This is a genomic window from Nostoc sp. DedQUE02 (genome assembly GCF_034531035.1).
In the GTDB taxonomy this organism is placed as follows: domain Bacteria; phylum Cyanobacteriota; class Cyanobacteriia; order Cyanobacteriales; family Nostocaceae; genus Nostoc.
Genome location: NZ_JAVRBY020000045.1, coordinates 26,777 through 46,108 on the forward strand (window position 1 = coordinate 26,777; position 19,332 = coordinate 46,108).

Below are 19,332 nucleotides of genomic sequence, written 5' to 3' on the forward strand. Positions count from 1 at the left end.
TTTGAGTTCTGACTGGATCAAATAGTGGAATTATATTTATGATACTTTTGTGCGCGATCGCCTTCGCCGTAAATCGGGTTAAGGCAAGAAAACTCATCATCTAATACCTCAACACGACTTTGAAGTACCTCAAAACGACTTTCAAGTACCTCAAAACGACTTTGGAGTACCTCGAAACGACTTTGGAGTACCTCAAAACGACTTTTAAGTACCTTGAAACGACTTTGGAGTACCTCGAAACGACTTTTAAGTACCTTGAAACGACTTTCAGGTACCTCGAAACGACTTTTAAGTACCTTGAAACGACTTTCAGGTACCTCAAAACGACTTTGGAGTACCTCAAAACGACTTTCAGGTATCTATTGCTTATTTAATGTTACTTTTTTGACAAGTTTAATAAAAGCCTCGGTACAATCAACTAAAAATAATTAGGTCGCTCTTAGTTTGCTTTAATTTTTCCGAATTATCTCTCAGAGAAGTTTATTGTTGCATTGGCTAGAGTACATGCAGTAATCCTATAACTTACTTCAGGAGCGCATTTTATGGCACGACTAAAACGCAGTTCACGCACTCTCGAAAACGCTCTCCGTCGAATTGCAGGAATGCGATCGATTAGCCCGACGCTAGAATTTGGCAACGGATTAAATTTGACAGACTACGACAGCCGCATCCAAAACTTGCAAACCCAGCTATCTACATACAACACTTTACTCTCTACCCTAGATGAAATGGCAGGTCGCCTCTCTCTAATTGAAGAAGAATTGCGCGGCTACTCTGAAAAGATGTTAATGAGTGTGGCAACCGATTATGGCAAAGACAGTTTGCAATATATCCAGGCGGGAGGCAAGCCACGCAAGAAATTATCACGCCGTTCGAGCAACATCCAATCCCCATCTGAGAGTACAGCTACAACCTTGAATGGTGCAAACAATGGTAAAAAAACCTCTATTGTTTGATTTTAATTGTTTAACTGCATCATGCTGACGATCGCTCTCCATACGACTATTAGATTTCTTCTCCCCCTGCTCCCCCTGCCTCCCCTGCTCCCCTTCCTCTCCAAAGCGATTGATTATTTTTATTTACAAGTCCCTTATCTCTCCACTCCCTATCCTGGCTTATGATCCAATCGGGTAGCTTGCTCTAGGGCGGCTTTTTCTTTGGCTCGGCGGACGTAGGGTTGTAATTGAGCGCGATCGCAAGCTGTAAAAATACTCAGGTTTTCCAAGGTAATTCCCCGCATCAACATTTCTACGCGCCAGGTTTGTTGTGCTTGGGCGATCGCTGGCGTTTGTCCTTGGGGAGTTAACAATCCTTCACTCCATGCTTGCCAACGTGTCTCAAGTTCTGATTCTGAGATCGGTGTGCCTGTATCATTCAGAAACATCGCTGTTTGAGTATCTTTACGACTTTTCAGCCATTTGAGTAAGGGATTATTAGTAAAGGAACCGTAGCGTTTGCCCAAAATCCACTGATTCACAGGTACTTGACGGACAAATCCGGGGATTGTGATTTGCAAGAAGTGCCCTTGACTATCGTAGATTTGGTGCGATCGCTCCAAGCTAATTATTTCTGTGCCGGATAACCCAGCCCCAAATAACACGTAAGCCAAGGCATAATCTCGGATTCCGAATTTTCTGGCTTGTTGCAAAATTTCGTGAACTAAACTAGCTGGTAAATCAGCTACTTCTGTGGTGCTAAACCCTCCTTGTAAGCAGTTTGTTGCCGATTCTGCTGAAGATGACATGGCTCCATGTAGAAACAATTCCACCAAGTTTTCCAGAAAATCATCGCGATCTTCCCAAAGTTCATGAAATTCGCTGGTGAACTCAATTACGGCATATCCCAAAATCATCCCATTTAGCAAACTGGCTAATTTTTCTGCTGGTAAATAGGTATTTAGGTGTCCTTGCTGGATTACAGTAGCTAAATACTGAGCTACATAGCGGTTTGCTTCTGTTACTCCCCTGCCTAGTGCGCGGCGATTTTCTGCCGGGAATTGGTCGGCTTCACCCACCACAGACCGGACAAACTCCGGCACGCGTTCTAATGCATGTAAAGTGTCACTTGCATAATCTTTAAGAGCTTGGTAGACATTGCCGGGAGGCGTTGCCCGCCGCACCAGCGACTCACCTAAATCCTTGAAAGCTGCGGACTCTTCCAGCACAGCCAAAAGCAGTCCATGCTTATTGCCAAAATTCCGAAATAAAGTCACTTCATTGACTTCGGCTTTTTCAGCAATTTGGCGGGTTGTGGTAGCGCTGACTCCGTGAGCAGAAAACAACTCAAGTGCAGCTTGAATCAGGCGTTGACGAGTTGAAACAAGTTGAGACGACATAGAGAAATGCAAGTGGCACTTGCACGGGAATTAGAGTTCTGCTAGCATAACAAATGTAAGTGATACTTGCTTTACTCTACTGTAGCGAACTAGTATACAGGGCGGGTAAATCTCTGTGGGATATGCCCAAGAAAAAGCAAATCGCTTTCTCATCCATCAACAGGAATTTTTATGACCGCAAATTTTGGGGCGATCGCCCCTGAGAGAGGCAACTCACCTCGACTCAGTTGGACGAATGTAGTATTTTTTGCTACATTTCATGCCTTAGCACTTCTGTCTCCTTGGTTTTTCTCCTGGTCAGCATTAGGTTTGCTAGTATTTCTGCATTGGTTATTCGGGAGCATTGGTATTTGCTTGGGATATCACCGACTACTGAGCCATAGGAGTTTCCAAGTTCCTAAGTGGTTAGAGTATGCGATCGCTCTTATTGGAGCGCTGGCTATGCAAGGTGGGCCAATTTTTTGGGTAGGTGGACACCGCCAGCATCACGCCCACACAGAAGATATCAATTTAGACCCCTACTCTGCCCAAAGAGGGTTTTGGTGGAGTCATATATTATGGATTTTCCGCCCGCGTCCAGAATTTTTTGACTATGAAACCTATAAAAAATACGCCCCCGATCTAGCAAGACAACCCTATTATTGCTGGCTGGATCGTTACTTTTTGCTGTTGCAAATACCCTTTGCACTACTCCTATATGCATTAGGAGGATGGTCTTTTGTGTTCTACGGAGTATTTCTCAGATGTGTCTTGCTTTGGCACTCAACCTGGTTTGTGAACTCAGCATCACACCTATGGGGTTATCGCACCTTTGATGCTGATGATGGCGCTCGTAATCTTTGGTGGGTATCCATCGTCACTTATGGAGAAGGATGGCACAACAACCATCATACTTATCCCCACATGGCGAAATCTGGATTGTCTTGGTGGGAGATTGATATTACTTGGTGGAGCATTCTAGTTTTGCAGACTTTGGGTTTAGCCAAAAAAGTTGTCTCGCGTCCCCCTCAAGGTGCAACTCACAGCTAAATTGCAACTAAAATTATCACGAATTTGTTAGCCGATTGCTTGTCGCAGTCGGCTTAATAATTTTTATCAGTAGTATTTCACGGTAAAATCTAACGGTTTAAATCACCGCAATACATCAAGCGTGAAAACTGACAGCATTTTTTATCGCCTTTTTCAAGAACTTCCTGGCATCTTTTTTGAATTAATTGGCAATCTTCCCCAAACAGCAGAGACTTATCAATTCTCCTCAATTGAAATCAAGCAAACTGCATTCCGTATAGATAGTGTTTTTCTCCCAATACAAGGAGAAGAAAATCCGATTTACTTTGTTGAAGTCCAGTTTCAAACCGACACAGAAATTTATTCACGCTTATTTTCAGAAATTTCTTTATACTTACGCCAAAATAAACCGAAAAATCCTTGGCGAGGAGTAGTTATCTATCCCAATCGCAGTTTAGATACAGCAGATATCAAGAATTACAGTGAATTTTTCGCTAGCCAGCGCATCAGTCGCATTTATCTTAATGAATTAGGTGAAACTGCATCATTGCCAGTTGGAATTGCTACGATGAAATTAGTGGTCGATGAAGAGGAGACAGCTATCATAGCTGCTAGGCAGTTAATAGAGAGAACCCAGCAAGAAATCAACATCGAACCACAACGACGGCAGTTACTAGAATTGATAGAGACAATATTAGTTTATAAGTTTCCGACGATGAGTCGAGAGGAGATTGAAGGTATGTTTGGGTTAAGTGATTTGAAACAAACACGAGTTTATCAAGAAGGCAAGCAAGAAGGTAAACAAGAAGGCAAGCAAGAAGGAGCGCGTGAAGAAAAATTTAGAATGATACCTTTGTTGTTGAGATTGGGATTGAGTTTTGAAGACACAGCGAAAGAGTTAGGTTTGAGCCTAGAAGAGATTCAGGAAGAAATTGAAAAACAGCCTCCAAGTCAGGATACGTAACCTACAATTACAGCAGAATTCAAAAATCAGAAGTCAGAAGTAAAACAGGCTTTATACCTGGCTTTGAGACTTAGCTTGCGTACCTCACTAACTTAAAATTCGCTGTATCCTGTATCACGAATTTATCTACATATTCTTACTATTTACCATTCCCATAATTTTTAATTTTTTCTATGATTTCCCTCTCTCCCATTCTCCAAGCTAGACTTTCCCAACCCCTCAAAATCGGATCGTTAGAGGTAAAAAGTCGCGTTCTCCAGTCGCCTCTATCTGGGGTGACAGATATGGTGTTTCGCCGTCTCGTGCGTCGTTATGCGCCAGATTCGATGATGTATACCGAAATGGTAAATGCTACGGGGTTGCATTATGTCAAGCAGTTACCCAAAATTATGGAGGTAGATCCCAATGAACGCCCAATTAGCGTTCAATTATTTGATTGCCGTCCCGATTTTTTGGCAGAAGCAGCAATCAAGGCAGTTGCAGAAGGTGCTGATACTGTTGATATTAATATGGGTTGTCCGGTAAATAAAATCACTAAAAATGGTGGGGGTTCTTCGCTATTACGGCAACCAGAAGTAGCAGAGGCAATTGTGCGGGAAGTGGTAAAAGCTGTTGATGTACCTGTGACAGTAAAAACCCGTATTGGGTGGAATGACAATGAAATTACTATTCTCGACTTTGCCAAGCGGATGGAAGATGCTGGGGCAAAAATGATTACAGTGCATGGGCGTACCCGCGCTCAAGGGTACAATGGCAATGCCCGTTGGGAATGGATTGCTCGTGTAAAAGAAGTGCTTTCTATCCCAGTTATTGGGAACGGAGATATTTTTTCCGTTGAAGCGGCGGTGAAATGTTTAGAACAAACTGGTGCAGATGGCGTTATGTGTTCCCGTGGAACTTTGGGTTATCCGTTTTTGGTGGGAGAAATTGATCATTTCCTGAAAACTGGAGAGATATTACCGTCACCAACTCCGATTCAGCGCTTGGAATGTGCAAGAGATCATTTACAAGCCTTGTGGGAATATAAAGGCGATCGCGGCGTTCGTCAAGCCCGTAAGCACATGACTTGGTATGCTAAAGGTTTCGTTGGTGCTGCCGAACTCCGAGGACAGCTAAGTTTGGTTGAAAAAGTAGATCAGGGTTTGGCAATGCTTGATCAAGCAATTGAAAAATTGGCTAATGGTTATGAACTAGAAGAAGAAGCACAAGGTAGTTTGGTAATGCTTTAAAAAGCTGATTTTATCATTAGCTTAAAGTGATATAGTTGGTTGCTAAAAGTGGTGCGATCGTTTGGGCACTGTCCCTAATAGGGATTTTATTGAATTGCAATAATCATCAACCCTGCATAGATTGCCCCACCGTAGGGGAAGAGGCGTTTCAATCCCTAATAGGGATTTTATTGAATTGCAATACTTTTTGCATTAGAACTCCACATAGAGGCTGATAGCAATGTTTCAATCCCTAGTAGGGATTTTATTGAATTGCAATTTCTCGAATTACCACCTATCAATGAAAGCATGTGGTTTCAATCCCTAATAGGGATTTTATTGAATTGCAATTCCACCAACACAAAATATGTGGATTCATTTGCGGGGTTTCAATCCCTAATAGGGATTTTATTGAATTGCAATCAGGGTTTTTCTAAATTCAAAATATGAGATATCTTGTTTCAATCCCTAATAGGGATTTTATTGAATTGCAATACAAATATTAGCGCCAGTCACAAGGTAGAAAAGAAGTTTCAATCCCTAATAGGGATTTTATTGAATTGCAATGTATAGTTTTCGCTTAATCCGGCGACTAATCCAGGTTTCAATCCCTAATAGGGATTTTATTGAATTGCAATTTAGGTGTAGGTGTTGGATATCGTGTATTTTATAGAGTTTCAATCCCTAATAGGGATTTTATTGAATTGCAATAAGTTAGATTGTGATATATCTCGCATAACTTAAGTTTCAATCCCTAATAGGGATTTTATTGAATTGCAATCAAACCACCAAGTTAGTTTAAGTAATGGTGTTGTGTTTCAATCCCTAATAGGGATTTTATTGAATTGCAATTTATCAATTGTGAGCTTATAAGTTGATCGACAATCGTTTCAATCCCTAATAGGGATTTTATTGAATTGCAATCAAATAAACCTCGAATAGCAACTCTTGCAAGAATGTTTCAATCCCTAATAGGGATTTTATTGAATTGCAATTTTTAGTGGTAATTCAAGCAGAAATGGTACTTGGATTGTTTCAATCCCTAATAGGGATTTTATTGAATTGCAATTCGAGTATTGCAACAAGGTTAGTCATGCTGCTACCCCGTTTCAATCCCTAATAGGGATTTTATTGAATTGCAATTGGATGAGGCGATCGCCACCGAGATCCTAAATTATTTGGGTTTCAATCCCTAATAGGGATTTTATTGAATTGCAATGTATATTTTTCATCGTTGAATATAGTATCGTCACTCGTTTCAATCCCTAATAGGGATTTTATTGAATTGCAATCGCAGAAAGCTGAGGCAGTTTGTTTTACGCGGGAAGTTTCAATCCCTAATAGGGATTTTATTGAATTGCAATTCTAGATGTATGGCGATCGCCATACATCCTCGATGTTTCAATCCCTAATAGGGATTTTATTGAATTGCAATACTGGCTTTGTGCGAATATGCACTGCAATTTGTTGTTTCAATCCCTAATAGGGATTTTATTGAATTGCAATTGTAAGTGTCCGAAGTTCAGTATCCCAATACCAGTTTCAATCCCTAATAGGGATTTTATTGAATTGCAATTCTCTAGAAGTATCTACACCATCAAAGGGGTAGAAGTTTCAATCCCTAATAGGGATTTTATTGAATTGCAATCTGGTTACTCACCGGGGCTGGCATCGGGGCAACCAGTTTCAATCCCTAATAGGGATTTTATTGAATTGCAATAGCCTGAGGTCGTCACTACCAAAGGTTGCTGGAGTTTCAATCCCTAATAGGGATTTTATTGAATTGCAATTCAAGAGACTTTTAAGTTAAAGCTAACTACCCCTGGTTTCAATCCCTAATAGGGATTTTATTGAATTGCAATACTTTTACCCCCCTTGCTGGCATCAATACACTGGTTTCAATCCCTAATAGGGATTTTATTGAATTGCAATCTTCCTGACCGTCCACGTCAGCACCTATGAATACATGTTTCAATCCCTAATAGGGATTTTATTGAATTGCAATTGGATGATATGATCGCCGATGCTGGCTGGTAGATTTGTTTCAATCCCTAATAGGGATTTTATTGAATTGCAATCCAAATACCTAAGCCGATAATCCAAATAAACGTTTCTCAGTTTCAATCCCTAATAGGGATTTTATTGAATTGCAATTTAGCAGTTTTGTAGCTGTGCTAGCATCTACCCCTGTTTCAATCCCTAATAGGGATTTTATTGAATTGCAATAAAGTTAACACAAGTGCTTTGTCAGGCTATGCTACGTTTCAATCCCTAATAGGGATTTTATTGAATTGCAATGGCGGGAGTCTGAAAGCCTTGTTGTATTTGGTTTTCAAGGTGCAGTTGCGCGAATGAATGAATCATAGCACAGGGAATAGTTATACAACAATATGCAAATCGCTGAAACCCAGTTCCCACAAGGTGCGCGGATGGTTTGAAAGTACTGTTGCCCTGAAAGTCTTGTATAGATGGAGTGTACAGCCTTTTTTACTCCTTCTCATTTTGTACACCTACCCATCCGCGCATTTGGCAAGAAAATTAGTCTAATTAGCGATCGCTATCCCGATTAAAATAAGCGATCGCCTAATCCTTGCACACCTTAATTTACCAAATCAGGAAATACCTCTTGTACAGCAGGATGCACTAAGCGATGATTCTGCACATTCACACCCTTAGCTAAGGCTGGGTTAATTTCCAGTGCCATAATTCCGAAATTCGCCAACTGGACAACATAAGGTAATGTACTGTTATTAAGTGCCTGAGTTGCTGTCCAAGGTACTGCTCCTGGCATATTGGGAACGCCATAATGCACTACACCCTCTTCAAGGTATACCGGATTTGTGTGGGATGTGGCGTGTAAAGTCTCTATGCAACCGCCTTGGTCAACCGCAACATCAACTATTACCGAACCAGGACGCATTTGTTTGACCAATTCGCGGGATACTAGTATTGGCGCTCTACGTCCTAACACTAAAACTGCACCGATGAGCAAATCGGCTTCAATGACTGCGGCTTCAATATGAGCAGAGTTGCTGTAAAGGAATTCGACTCTAGAGCCAAACAGTGTTTCTAAGTAAGATAAGCGCTCGACACTCACATCTAAAATCTGTACGCTAGCACCCATGCCTACGGCAATTTTAGCTGCTTCTGTGCCGACAACACCGCCACCTAAAATTACTACTTTGCCTGGTTTAACTCCAGGTACACCACCCAAAAGCACACCTCTACCACCTTGCTGACGTTCTAGGAATCTCGCCCCAAATTGTACTGCTAGCCGACCGGCAATTACGCTCATGGGGGTGAGCAAGGGTAATCTGTTAGCACCAGGTTGTTCTACAGTTTCGTAAGCGATCGCAGTTGTGCCACAATCAATTAAATTCTCTGTCAACTTGCGATCGGCTGCTAAATGTAAATAAGTAAATAATATCTGCCCTTTCTGCAAAAATTTATACTCAGATGCCAGTGGCTCTTTGACTTTCACAACCAATTCCCGATTCCAAGCCGTTTCTGATGTAGGGACAATCTCGGCTCCAGCACTTCTGTAGTCGTCATCTGAGAATCCAGCACCATTACCTGCTTGCGTCTCGACGAAGATGCTATGACCATTTTCTCGCAGCACCCGCACACTAGAAGGACTTAAACCTACCCGAAACTCTTGATCTTTATTTTCCTTGGGAACGCCAATTTCCATATATCGCCTCTGATAATTTTTTTGTTTAACTCTAGCCTGCCAATTTCCAGCTTGCTACTTTCGTCTTGCTACTGACCTATTACAGATAGCTGTATTAGAGATAGTTAATCTGTGTTCTAAGTTTCTCAATTTAATCTGAGTAGCCCCAAACTCTTACCCTTGACTATTGCCCCAGTATTTATACAATATATAAAGAATAGTAACAATTTATTAAAAGGACGATTGTATAGCTCCCTACTAGGAAGCTTTTGCTGAATTTCTCAAGTTATTTTGGCATTCAAGCACTGCAATCAGCCTTATCAGCTACCAAATGTAGGGTAAAAGAACGAGTCGATTCCTTTAACCTTTACCCCCACTTTCGCCGACTTCTGCCATAAGTCTCATATCAAGTCCCGTTTGCAAAAAAAGGTTTCTTAAAAATGACACAAACACAACCAACGATTACACCTAAACTAGAAGAGCCTAAGTTTGGCTTTAACGAATATGCTGAACGCTTGAATGGTCGAGCTGCCATGATTGGCTTCGCTTTGATGCTAGTGATTGAATATACAAGCAATCAAGGGGTGCTATCATGGCTGGGTCTGAAGTAGTATCACCAACAAGCACAAGGTGAAAGTTTTTAGGAGTGCTGAGTTATGAATAAAAACTAGTACTTGTAAATCTTCCTACTTAAAGCCGAGGCACTCACTACTCGGAACTGATTTGATGCTGTTAGCCGCAAGCTAGTAGTTAAAAGAGTTCCAACCAACTGGAACAACCAGTTGGTTTTGACTTCAACAATTGATAGCAGAGTACTTTGTCCTACATACTTTAATTAAACTTATTCATAAATTAATGCCCTAGAATGTAAGCAAGAGACAAATCGAAATACCTATTATTGATTGAAATATCATAGACTTGCAACTAAGATATGCAAGGCGATTAATGAGTAAACTTCCTCCCCTACTAAATAAAATTATAATTAGTGTCTGCCTTCGATGAGAAAGGCAAATTACGGGTGAGGTATTCTTGGTAAATATACACAAAAGGTGAACAGGAACCAACCAAGCTGTGATGAATGCTGTATTACCTCGTTTTTTGAAGTCAACCTACCGAAAAGAGCCACTAATCAGTGTATTGATGACGATGGGTGTTATGGATGCCCTGATTGGCGGATTGAATGATAGCTGGTCGTTGTTCGCTTTTGGTTTAGGAACGGCAGGGATAGCGCTAGGCTTTAAGTTGTGGCGTTTCCAGCAGCGTCGTCCTCTACCAGAGGAACCCGTAGTGCAACATTATTTGCCCTCTCGTTCTTCTACTGCGCCTTTGCCAATCTTAAGCGTTTCTAAGAAAAAACCACCTCTTTAAGGATGTGCAGAGTTATGACTTAATAACTCTGCAAAATTGGTTGGGTGTAACTGTATCTATAAAAGTGAGGAAAAAGAGTGAGTAGTGAGGGAAGAGGTGGCGGTAATTTTCTGCGACCGTATTTTATGCTGGCATTTATGGCAGTTGCCCTTCCAGTAATTACCTGGGAAGGGTTTTACATTCATCAAGCTCATGCTGCCATTGAAGTAACCCCAAGCTTCCAAGCGAACAGTAGCTTTGCTAATGCCCAACTACTTTACACACTTAGAGGACATAACGGAACCGTTAAATCCCTCGCTTTCAGTCCAGATAGCAGGATTTTGGTGAGTGGAGGTGCAGAAAACGAGGGGATAATTCGCCTGTGGAATGCAACAAACGGCAAAAAGCTAGGGAATATTAATAAAGCACACAAAGCAGCTATAGAATCTTTAGTGATTTCGCCAGATGGCCAAACCCTCGCTAGTTGTAGTGATGACAATACAATTAACCTTTGGAGCCTGAAAAATTTTAAATTTAGCCGCTCTTTTGTCGGACATACCAGTAACGTATTATCTTTAGCGGTCTCTCCTGATAGTAAAGTTCTAATTAGTGGAGCTTTGGATGGGATTCGTCTCTGGGATTTGTTACAGCAGCGCCCTCTAGGTACTTTAGTCCGCTTTGATAACTTGATTTATACTTTAGCCATTAGTCCTGATGGACAGACCTTGGCTAGTGGTGATAATAAAGGTGTAATCAAGCTGTGGAATTTGAGTACTGGTAAATTAATCAGTGAATTGGCAGCTCATTCTAATGCTGTTAGCGCTGTCATCTTTACACCAGATGGAGAAACATTAGTTAGTGCTAGCCACGATCGCACCATAAAACTATGGAATATTAATACTGGAGAACTAGTCCGCACCCTCACAGGACATAATAACTGGGTGAATGCGATCGCCATTAATCCCGATGGACAAACCCTTGCAAGTGCCGGCAGAGATGGAATTAAATTGTGGAATTTAACTACAGGTGAGTTAATAAATACACTGAGTGGACATAAAGATTGGGTCAGCGCGATCGCTTTTAGTCCAAATGGTAAAATTCTTGCCAGTGGTGGATTCGACCGACAAATCAAGATTTGGGGAACTCCACCAAAACGTAATTAACAGCGATGTTACAAAATAATCGTGAACTAGATCCCCGACTTCTTTAAGCTTTAAGAAGTTGGGGATCTAAATTTTCTTAGATTTTGACCGAAAGGGGAATGGAAACTTCAGCATTTACCACATTTGCTAAAATTTGATCTTGCCTTTTTAGAGTTGTTATAGTAAAAAGTCAACTAAAGCTCAGATCAAATTTTGCTATAACTAGCCAAAATTAATGATGCCAGCAACCAAGAGCAATCCCGAAATATTGAAGAACTGTGAATACTTGATGAAAATACAGCCGAGCTAATATCTTATCCAGCAAATTACTGTAAGTATAAACATAGGTAATTTCAAATCACCTATGCAGCTACTTGCCCTCTATAACGGAACAATTTCTGAACTTAGACAATCTTAGAAATGGTCATTGTCAGTAAATGCACTCAGGTAAAAATCACTATCTTGGCTGAAGCAAAGGTTTGTAGCGTTTAAGCGCTATTTAAAACGTAGGATAACTTGCTACTTAAATGATGTTTAATTTTTCCGAACTGCTTTTGATCCCCATTTCGATAGAATGACTAAGCAGAACCCTAAAACTAAAAACCGCTTTTGACTGCGACGCCCATGAATCAACTGAATAATGGTTTTACGCTATTTCTAAGTCTGCTAGTCGAGGCGATGCCTTTTTTGCTTCTTGGGGTTTTATTCTCCAGTTTGCTGCTATTTTTTGTTGATGAGCGCAAACTAGTAGAAAAAATGCCCAAAAATCCACTGCTAGGTGCTTTAGTTGGCAGCATGATCGGGTTTTTATTTCCGGTGTGTGAGTGCGGGAATGTACCGGTAGCGCGGCGATTCCTGATTCAAGGAGTACCCACACCAGTCGCAATTGGTTTTTTGCTAGCAGCACCAACAATTAACCCAGTTGTAATTTGGTCAACTTGGACAGCATTTCGAGATCAGCCAGAAATAGTAGTCTTAAGAGTCGTATTTTCTCTAGCAATTGCCACGATTATCGGTTTTGTTTTCAGTTTTCAAAAGGACTTAAATCCCATAATCCAACCTGCGATCGCTCGTTATATGAAATTTAATCCACCCGCACGGACTCAAACCAAACGCCGTGGAAAACGTTACCAAGTAGAAGAGCAAGAAACAGTACCGAATCTGTTGCAATCCGGGACTTATATTTTAGGAGGAAAAGCAGGTATACCTCTGCGGATAGATGCTAATTTAGTACCGCCTACCTCAATATCTACTGCCGATAAACCGCTTGCAGCTAAACTACGCCTAGTTATGGATAATAGTATCCAAGAATTGCGAGAATTGGGCGGAGTGATGATTGTAGGAAGTGCGATCGCTGCTGCTATTCAAGTCCTAGCTCCGCGTGAATTGATTCTCAGTTTAGGCGCTGGCCCCATTACCTCAATTGTGGTCATGCTGATATTAGCAGTAGTGGTATCAATTTGTTCTACAGTCGATTCATTCTTCGCTCTATCTTTTGCCTCAACCTTTAGCAGTGGTTCATTGTTGGCATTTCTAGTATTTGGGCCAATGATTGACATCAAAAGTGTTGGTTTGATGTTATCTATTTTTAAACCCAAAACTATCTTTTACTTATTTGCTTTAGCAGCACAATTGACATTTGTATTCACCCTTTTCCTTAACTTGCACGTCTTTTAAAAAAATATTTGTCATTTGTCATTTGTCCTTTGTTAATGATTAATACAACTCTTGGAAAGTCTGCACCGAAGCGTAGCTATGCCGAAGGCTTTACGACAAAGCGGTAGTTAAATCTCGACTCACTTCGACGCTGCGATAGTTGAATCTCGACTCACAACGACTGCGCTCACTGCAAGTCGCTCGATTACCGCCAAGCGATGCACTGAGTTTCGACTACGCTCAACTACTGCGTAGTCGAAGTGTCGAAACTCAGTGCAAGTAGCTCGATTACCGCGCAGCGATGCACTGAGCGGCTTGCCCTGAGCGGCTTGCCCTGAGCGAAGCCGAAGGGAGCCGAAGTGTCGAAACTCAGTACAAATGACCAATGACTAATGACCAATGATTAATGATCAATGACTAACAAAAATCGCAAATCTAAAATCCCAAATCTGTTAATCCCTTGGCTGGATGCTCTAGCAATTACAGCTTGGGGCATTTTGATGTTGAGATATTGGTTAACTAACAAGCTGAACCTGTTGATTCACCCAAATTACATTTGGTTCGTAGTTGTGACTGGTATCAGCTTCATCATTATTGGTTTCTTCAAGATGCAGGAACTTTGGCAACGGCGTCGCAGTGATGTTACGCCAAACACCGAGCATATTAGTTTATTTCCCCCTGGTTGGGGCAGTGCTTTGTTGTTGACTACAGCGATTCTAGGTTTTATCATTACACCGCAAGTTTTTGCTAGTGATAAAGCACTCCAAAGGGGAGTGACGGCTGATTTATTGGGAAGCACACGTGTTAAGCCCCAAGCCTTTCGGGCTACTGTTCGTCCAGAGGAGCGATCGCTTGTAGATTGGGTGCGTACCGTCAATGTCTATCCAGAACCAGATACATATACAGGGCAAAAAGTCAAAGTACAGGGATTTGTCATTCACCCGCCAGATATAGGAAAAGAATATTTGTTTTTAGCACGATTTGTCTTAACTTGCTGTGCAGCAGATGCTTATCCCGTGGGATTGCCCGTAAAACTCCCAAATAATCAAGAAGCTTATTCCCCTGACACATGGCTGGAAGTAGAAGGACAAATGGTGACAGAAAATTTGGCAGGTAAACGCCAACTTACCATTGCCGCTACCTCTCTCAAAAAGATTCCTCAACCCCAAAATCCTTATAGTTATTAGTCATTTGTAGATAACTAACGACCAATGCCCAATACTTCGACTACGCGGTAGTTAAATCTCGACTCACTTCGACGCCGCTCAGTGCAAGTCGCTCGATTACCGCGTAGCGATGCACTGAGCGTAGCCGAAGTGTCGAAACTCAGTACAAGTACCCCATGCCCAATGCCCTATAACCAATGACTAAATCTAAAACATTCCAACCACTAGATCGGATAGCGATCGCACTAATGTTACTGCTGAGTGTGCTGATTGGGTTAATTATATTGCAAGGTGATGTGGTAACTGCTCGTGTCCGCGATTTTACCTGGCAAAATCAACAAATTGGGGCAGAAGATAACTCTTTCACCCTCACCTTCAGCCGCCCAATGGAAGTAAAAAGTGTAGAAGATAACTTAAAAATCGAGCCACCCCTAGCAGGTAAATTCAGTTGGGCTGGGCGGCGGATGGTTTATACACTGCTAACACCAGCACCTTATGGCACAAATTATAAAGTGCATTTAGAGGGAGCCAAAGATAAGTTTGCCGAGCAAGAAGGTAAAAATCGGCTGATCCAGCCCTTTGTTGGTAGCTTCCGCACCCGCGATCGCGTCATCCTTTACATCGGCACCGATCGAGAAGAACTGGGACGGTTAGTTCTTTACAACTTGACCCAAGAGCAAAAAAGAGTACTGACCCCCAAAGACCTGATAGTATTGGACTTTGAGTCATTTCCTGATGGAGAGAAAATTTTATTTTCTGCTCGCGCCGCCAACAACCAAGACTTACTTTCCGCCCAACTGTATACAGTGACAACAGGCGTTTCTGCTAAATCTGGACAAAAAGCAGAACCAGAAGGCAAAGTTGACCTAACTTTAGATAGTAAAGATTATCAAAACCTAAAATTTGATTTATCACCCGATGGGCAAACTATTGTCATCCAGCGCGGAAACAAAACTAATCCCGGCGACTTTGGACTATGGTTTATGCCAGCAACCAGTGACGGTTCAGCAGAAAAACCCGCCCCGAAACGTCTAAAAAGCCAACCGGGGGGAGACTTTATGATCACGCCAGATAGTAAAGCCGTTGCAGTTGCCCAAGGACAAGGAGCAGCAATTTTACCACTGCAAGGTGATGCCAGTAAACCCCTAGATTTTCTGCCACAGTTTGGTTTGGTACAAGCTTTCTCCAAAGATGGCTCTCAAGCCGCGATGGTAAAGTTTAATACAGATTACACACGAGATTTATTTTTAGTGACAAATCAAGGTGTGCAGAAACAACTATTAAAAACAACAGGCTCAATTCTCAGTTGCCAATTTGACATCGCTTCACCCACCCTCTACTGCTTGTTGACACAGCTAGTATCCAAGGAACAATACATAGAACAGCCTTATGTGGTGGCAATTGATCTGAAAACCGGGCAACAGAAACCACTGCTAGTACTGCCTCCCGCTCAAAGGAATGTGCAAATGAGTTTATCTGCCGACGGTTTGGGTTTGTTATTTGACCAAGTAGTACCGCAGACAAACACGACAGGATCGTTACCCACAAACACTTTGAAAACGGATGATGGAGATACGATCGCTACCAGTAGCCTGTGGTTAATGCCTTTGTTACCCATCGCTGATGCTGCGACAGTTGAAATTAGACCAGAACAACTCCCCTTAGCCGGATTTCGTCCCCGGTGGCTACCTTGAAAAAGCGGCAAGGAAGCAGAGCCGTGACTTGTGCCGAGCATCTCGACTTACTTCGACTACGCGGTAGTTGAATCTCGACTTCGCTCGATTACCGCGTAGTCGAAACTCAGTTCAAGTCGCTCGATGGAGCCAAAGCCGAGGTAGCATAGTCGAACAGGAGCAAGGGAGATAAAACAGAATGGTTAAGAATTTTTGGCGTTGCTGAATTGAAGTATGAATCTAGATGTAGAGACGTAGCAGTGCTACGTCTCTACAAGGATTTTGGTATTATGCAAAATCGTTTTCATACATGGAATCAGCAACGCCGAATTTTTAGTAGGGGAATCCTACTCCCTTATCTTGTGCCACGAGGATTTCGCAACTTTGGAAATAGCATCAACCGCCAAATCGATATCAGCCCGCGAAACATCTAAATGAGTGACTGCTCGAATAGAATGACCAACCGCTCCCATTTTCACATTATGCTCCTGTAACAGAGTGAGAAATATGGCTTTGTCGAGTCCTAATCTTGAAACATCAAAAAATACAATGTTTGTCTCAGGTTTTGGATCTTGAACTGTAATTCCTTCGATTTCACTCAGTCGTTGAGCCAGATAAGTTGCGTTATCGTGGTCTTCTTGTAGACGTTCAACATGATGGTCAAGCGCATAGAGACAACCTGCTGCAACAATGCCAGCTTGACGCATTGCGCCACCAAAAATGTGTTTATATCGACGTGATTCTGCGATGAACTCCCGTGTACCTGCAAGAACAGCACCGATTGGTGCACCCAATCCTTTAGTAAAGTCAATCCACACAGAATCAACACAGGCAGCAAAATCCTTGGCTGGAATTTGAGATGCAACAACTGCATTTAAAAGCCGTGCCCCGTCCATGTGGGTAGCTAAACCTTTTTGACGGGAGAACTCGCAAACCTCACGTAATTCATTGAGCCGCCAAACCGAACCCCCTCCAAAATTGTGAGTTTGCTCTACACACAATAAGCGGGGAATTGCAGAGTAAAGGTAAGGGGCAGTCGCAACTCTTTCAAGTGATTGAGCCAGAGCATTGATTGTAAAAATTCCTCGATCGCTGGCGATCGGTTCCATCAGCACACCAGAAGTCATCGCCGCACCGCCCGATTCAGCTCGAATAATATGTGCCATCTGCTCTACTAGCACTACATCAGCAGGGCGAGTATGGGTCTTGATTGCTACAAAGTTGCAAATGGTTCCACAGGCAAAGAAAAGAGCGGCTTCTTTGCCTAGTAAATCTGCAACCCGTTCTTGCAATTGATTAACGGTCGGATCTTCTCCTTTTTGCTCATCTCCAACTTCAGCCGTGGCGATCGCTTGTCGCATCGCCAGTGTCGGCTTTGTTTCAGTATCGCTTGTCAGCAGAATCATCAGCACTCCTAGAATACGTATGTAGTGGTTTATATAGTACTTCTGGGTTGAGTGCAATCAGACCTAACAAGAACAGCCCCTTCTCTACTAGCGGTCTATCGCAAAAGTTTTAATAGTTTTGTACTGTTCAGATTCCCGACTTCGCGGAAGTTGTCGGGGATCTAGCAGCCTTGCAAAAGAAATTAATTATGCGTTTAAATATACAAATTAAATGCGTAGCAGCTTAACACAAGATTGCCTTTACAATCCTCGAATGAAAAGGCAAACCTGATGAGCGTGGTTATTTGGTTCTAATCGCATCCAGAACTTTGGCTGACTTTTCTCCAACAAAAGTATTATTCAGCATCGTATGGGAATCATCAGTTGGGCCTACATCAGAATCTGGATGATAGATAATAATTCTTAAGGAATCATCAATCGCACTGAAGCTATGTAACTTGTTTTCTGGAAGACAGAAGACCGTTCCCGGCTCCATTTTGAACGTTCCTTCGTCCACCTGGCAAGTTCCACTACCCGCAGCGACAAGCCCGATCCGCAATGAGGGATGAGTATGGGGAGTTTGCGATACACCTGGAGGAACGTAGAGGAAATTCAAGCAGGGTTCTCCACGTCTTAAAGGATTAATCAGAACTGTTGAAGAGCAGCCATCAATATAATTCAATCGCCCTAATGGTTCAATAGGCCCCCCAATTGTGAAAAGTCCAGTGTAGTTGAGTCGTGTTGCAACTAACACTTTTCCTATACCATCCAAAGAAAAGTTCCCTGGAACTGCGGCAAAGCAGTTTTTTCGCAATAAGAACTCTCCGTTACTGCTATTGAGGGTAACTTCGCCCTCTGAAACAAATATAAAGTGTGTATCTTTTTCACTCTCATTAACTTTGATAGAATTGATAACCCAACAAGCACTCGATGGATGACCCGTCATCGTGTAGTCAAGTTTTGTCACCTCTAGGAATCGCTGACAGTAGAACTTCTGGCGGTCTTCCATAGGAATGCTAAATAGTTCAGATTCAAGACAAATATTTTGGGCTTGTTTTTGTAATAGCGTTTTGGCTAAGTGTTGCATAATTTATATGTGTTATTTATGTTATTTGCCTAGTGGAAAACTCGGTTATTGCAATTATTATTTATTAAATGAATTAAAAACTGTATCCGTTTTATTACTTAAGTATTTTTTAGTAACACTAAAATAAGATACAATGTATTTTCTAATATAAGTAGTAAAGTATACTTTAAACAATTTTCTTGTAGTTATTAAACAAGCTTGATACATTGAAGGTAAGTTGTTAAAGAAAGACTCTCGCTAACTAAGCTTGAAATTGCTTGCTAGGACTGTATCTACTCAGAAAAACCCTTTATCAAGTTAAGATTATTCTTTAAAAAAATTTAATTATATTACTTAAGTAAATTACTACCTCTTCAAGATAGTTTTATACGTATTAATACTTAATTATCATGGTTTCCTGATATTTTAGTTCTAGCAGAAGCTCTTAGTTGTTTGCTGAGATAGAGTAGCGATCGCCCAAAATAATAGAAGAATACTTAAGTACTTTACATATTGACCATCATCTGAAATATAAGTTTTTTAAGTTAAAAGTCTTACTCTGCCTCGTTTACAGGCGTTACCTCCTAGTTGACCGGGAGGCTCTAACTCTTACAAGAGATTACAAAGCTCTGCCTTTTAACTAAAGGTAACTAACGGTTAATTGTCTTTGCCAATGCGTAAGGACTATAAAATTAGTCTTTTATAATAAATA

At 41.6% G+C, this 19,332-nt stretch carries 14 protein-coding genes and 1 CRISPR repeat array; of the genes, 10 read left to right on the forward strand and 4 right to left on the reverse strand.

Features of this window, described 5'->3' with window-relative positions:
* Window positions 1-542: 542 nt before the first annotated feature.
* Window positions 543-956 (forward strand): hypothetical protein, encoded by a 414-nt coding sequence (locus tag RMX98_RS26230; RefSeq protein WP_322676869.1) that lies wholly within the window; start codon window positions 543-545, stop codon window positions 954-956.
* A 149-nt stretch (window positions 957-1,105) separates the two neighbouring features.
* Here RMX98_RS26230 and RMX98_RS26235 read toward each other — a convergent pair whose 3' ends face one another.
* The gene (locus RMX98_RS26235) at window positions 1,106-2,335 is read right to left on the reverse strand and encodes a TetR family transcriptional regulator (protein ID WP_322676868.1); all 1,230 of its coding nucleotides are present in this window, start codon (window positions 2,333-2,335) and stop codon (window positions 1,106-1,108) included.
* Between the two features lie 171 nt (window positions 2,336-2,506).
* Here RMX98_RS26235 and RMX98_RS26240 point away from each other — a divergent pair, with 171 nt between their 5' ends.
* The 3 genes from RMX98_RS26240 (at window position 2,507) to dusB (ending at window position 5,536) form a co-directional block, all read left to right on the forward strand.
* The gene (locus tag RMX98_RS26240; RefSeq protein ID WP_322676867.1) at window positions 2,507-3,364 is read left to right on the forward strand and encodes an acyl-CoA desaturase; all 858 of its coding nucleotides are present in this window, start codon (window positions 2,507-2,509) and stop codon (window positions 3,362-3,364) included.
* A 121-nt stretch (window positions 3,365-3,485) separates the two neighbouring features.
* Complete coding sequence (locus RMX98_RS26245) at window positions 3,486-4,307, forward strand: Rpn family recombination-promoting nuclease/putative transposase (RefSeq protein ID WP_322676866.1); 822 nt, start codon at window positions 3,486-3,488, stop codon at window positions 4,305-4,307.
* Window positions 4,308-4,480: 173 nt separating this feature from the next.
* Complete coding sequence (gene dusB, locus RMX98_RS26250) at window positions 4,481-5,536, forward strand: tRNA dihydrouridine synthase DusB (protein ID WP_322676865.1); 1,056 nt, start codon at window positions 4,481-4,483, stop codon at window positions 5,534-5,536.
* Window positions 5,537-5,600: 64 nt separating this feature from the next.
* A CRISPR array of direct repeats spans window positions 5,601-7,813; the repeat unit is 37 nt; unit sequence GTTTCAATCCCTAATAGGGATTTTATTGAATTGCAAT.
* 301 nt (window positions 7,814-8,114) lie between these two features.
* On the opposite strand, the gene ald is transcribed toward dusB, so the two are convergent.
* Entirely contained in the window at window positions 8,115-9,206 is a 1,092-nt protein-coding gene (gene ald, locus RMX98_RS26255; RefSeq protein WP_322678520.1) for an alanine dehydrogenase, read from the reverse strand.
* A 419-nt stretch (window positions 9,207-9,625) separates the two neighbouring features.
* On the opposite strand from ald, the gene RMX98_RS26260 reads away from it, so the two are divergent.
* The 6 genes from RMX98_RS26260 (at window position 9,626) to RMX98_RS26285 (ending at window position 16,190) form a co-directional block, all read left to right on the forward strand.
* Window positions 9,626-9,796, forward strand: coding sequence for a chlorophyll a/b-binding protein (locus RMX98_RS26260; RefSeq protein ID WP_322678521.1), 171 nt, complete (start codon window positions 9,626-9,628; stop codon window positions 9,794-9,796).
* 463 nt (window positions 9,797-10,259) lie between these two features.
* The gene (locus RMX98_RS26265; RefSeq protein ID WP_322678522.1) at window positions 10,260-10,553 is read left to right on the forward strand and encodes a hypothetical protein; all 294 of its coding nucleotides are present in this window, start codon (window positions 10,260-10,262) and stop codon (window positions 10,551-10,553) included.
* Window positions 10,554-10,630: 77 nt separating this feature from the next.
* Window positions 10,631-11,695 carry a WD40 repeat domain-containing protein gene (locus RMX98_RS26270; protein ID WP_322678523.1) on the forward strand — a complete coding sequence of 355 codons (1,065 nt, stop codon included), beginning with the start codon at window positions 10,631-10,633 and terminating at the stop codon, window positions 11,693-11,695.
* Window positions 11,696-12,298: 603 nt separating this feature from the next.
* Window positions 12,299-13,351 (forward strand): permease, encoded by a 1,053-nt coding sequence (locus RMX98_RS26275; RefSeq protein WP_322678524.1) that lies wholly within the window; start codon window positions 12,299-12,301, stop codon window positions 13,349-13,351.
* Between the two features lie 392 nt (window positions 13,352-13,743).
* Window positions 13,744-14,517 carry a TIGR03943 family putative permease subunit gene (locus tag RMX98_RS26280; RefSeq protein WP_322678525.1) on the forward strand — a complete coding sequence of 258 codons (774 nt, stop codon included), beginning with the start codon at window positions 13,744-13,746 and terminating at the stop codon, window positions 14,515-14,517.
* 176 nt (window positions 14,518-14,693) lie between these two features.
* Window positions 14,694-16,190 (forward strand): Ig-like domain-containing protein, encoded by a 1,497-nt coding sequence (locus RMX98_RS26285; protein ID WP_322678526.1) that lies wholly within the window; start codon window positions 14,694-14,696, stop codon window positions 16,188-16,190.
* Window positions 16,191-16,516: 326 nt separating this feature from the next.
* Here RMX98_RS26285 and RMX98_RS26290 read toward each other — a convergent pair whose 3' ends face one another.
* Window positions 16,517-17,575, reverse strand: a complete 1,059-nt coding sequence (locus RMX98_RS26290; protein ID WP_322678527.1) for a threonine aldolase family protein — start codon at window positions 17,573-17,575, stop codon at window positions 16,517-16,519.
* A gap of 280 nt (window positions 17,576-17,855) precedes the next feature.
* Window positions 17,856-18,641, reverse strand: a complete 786-nt coding sequence (locus RMX98_RS26295) for a cupin domain-containing protein (RefSeq protein WP_322678528.1) — start codon at window positions 18,639-18,641, stop codon at window positions 17,856-17,858.
* Between the last annotated feature and the right edge of the window lie 691 nt (window positions 18,642-19,332).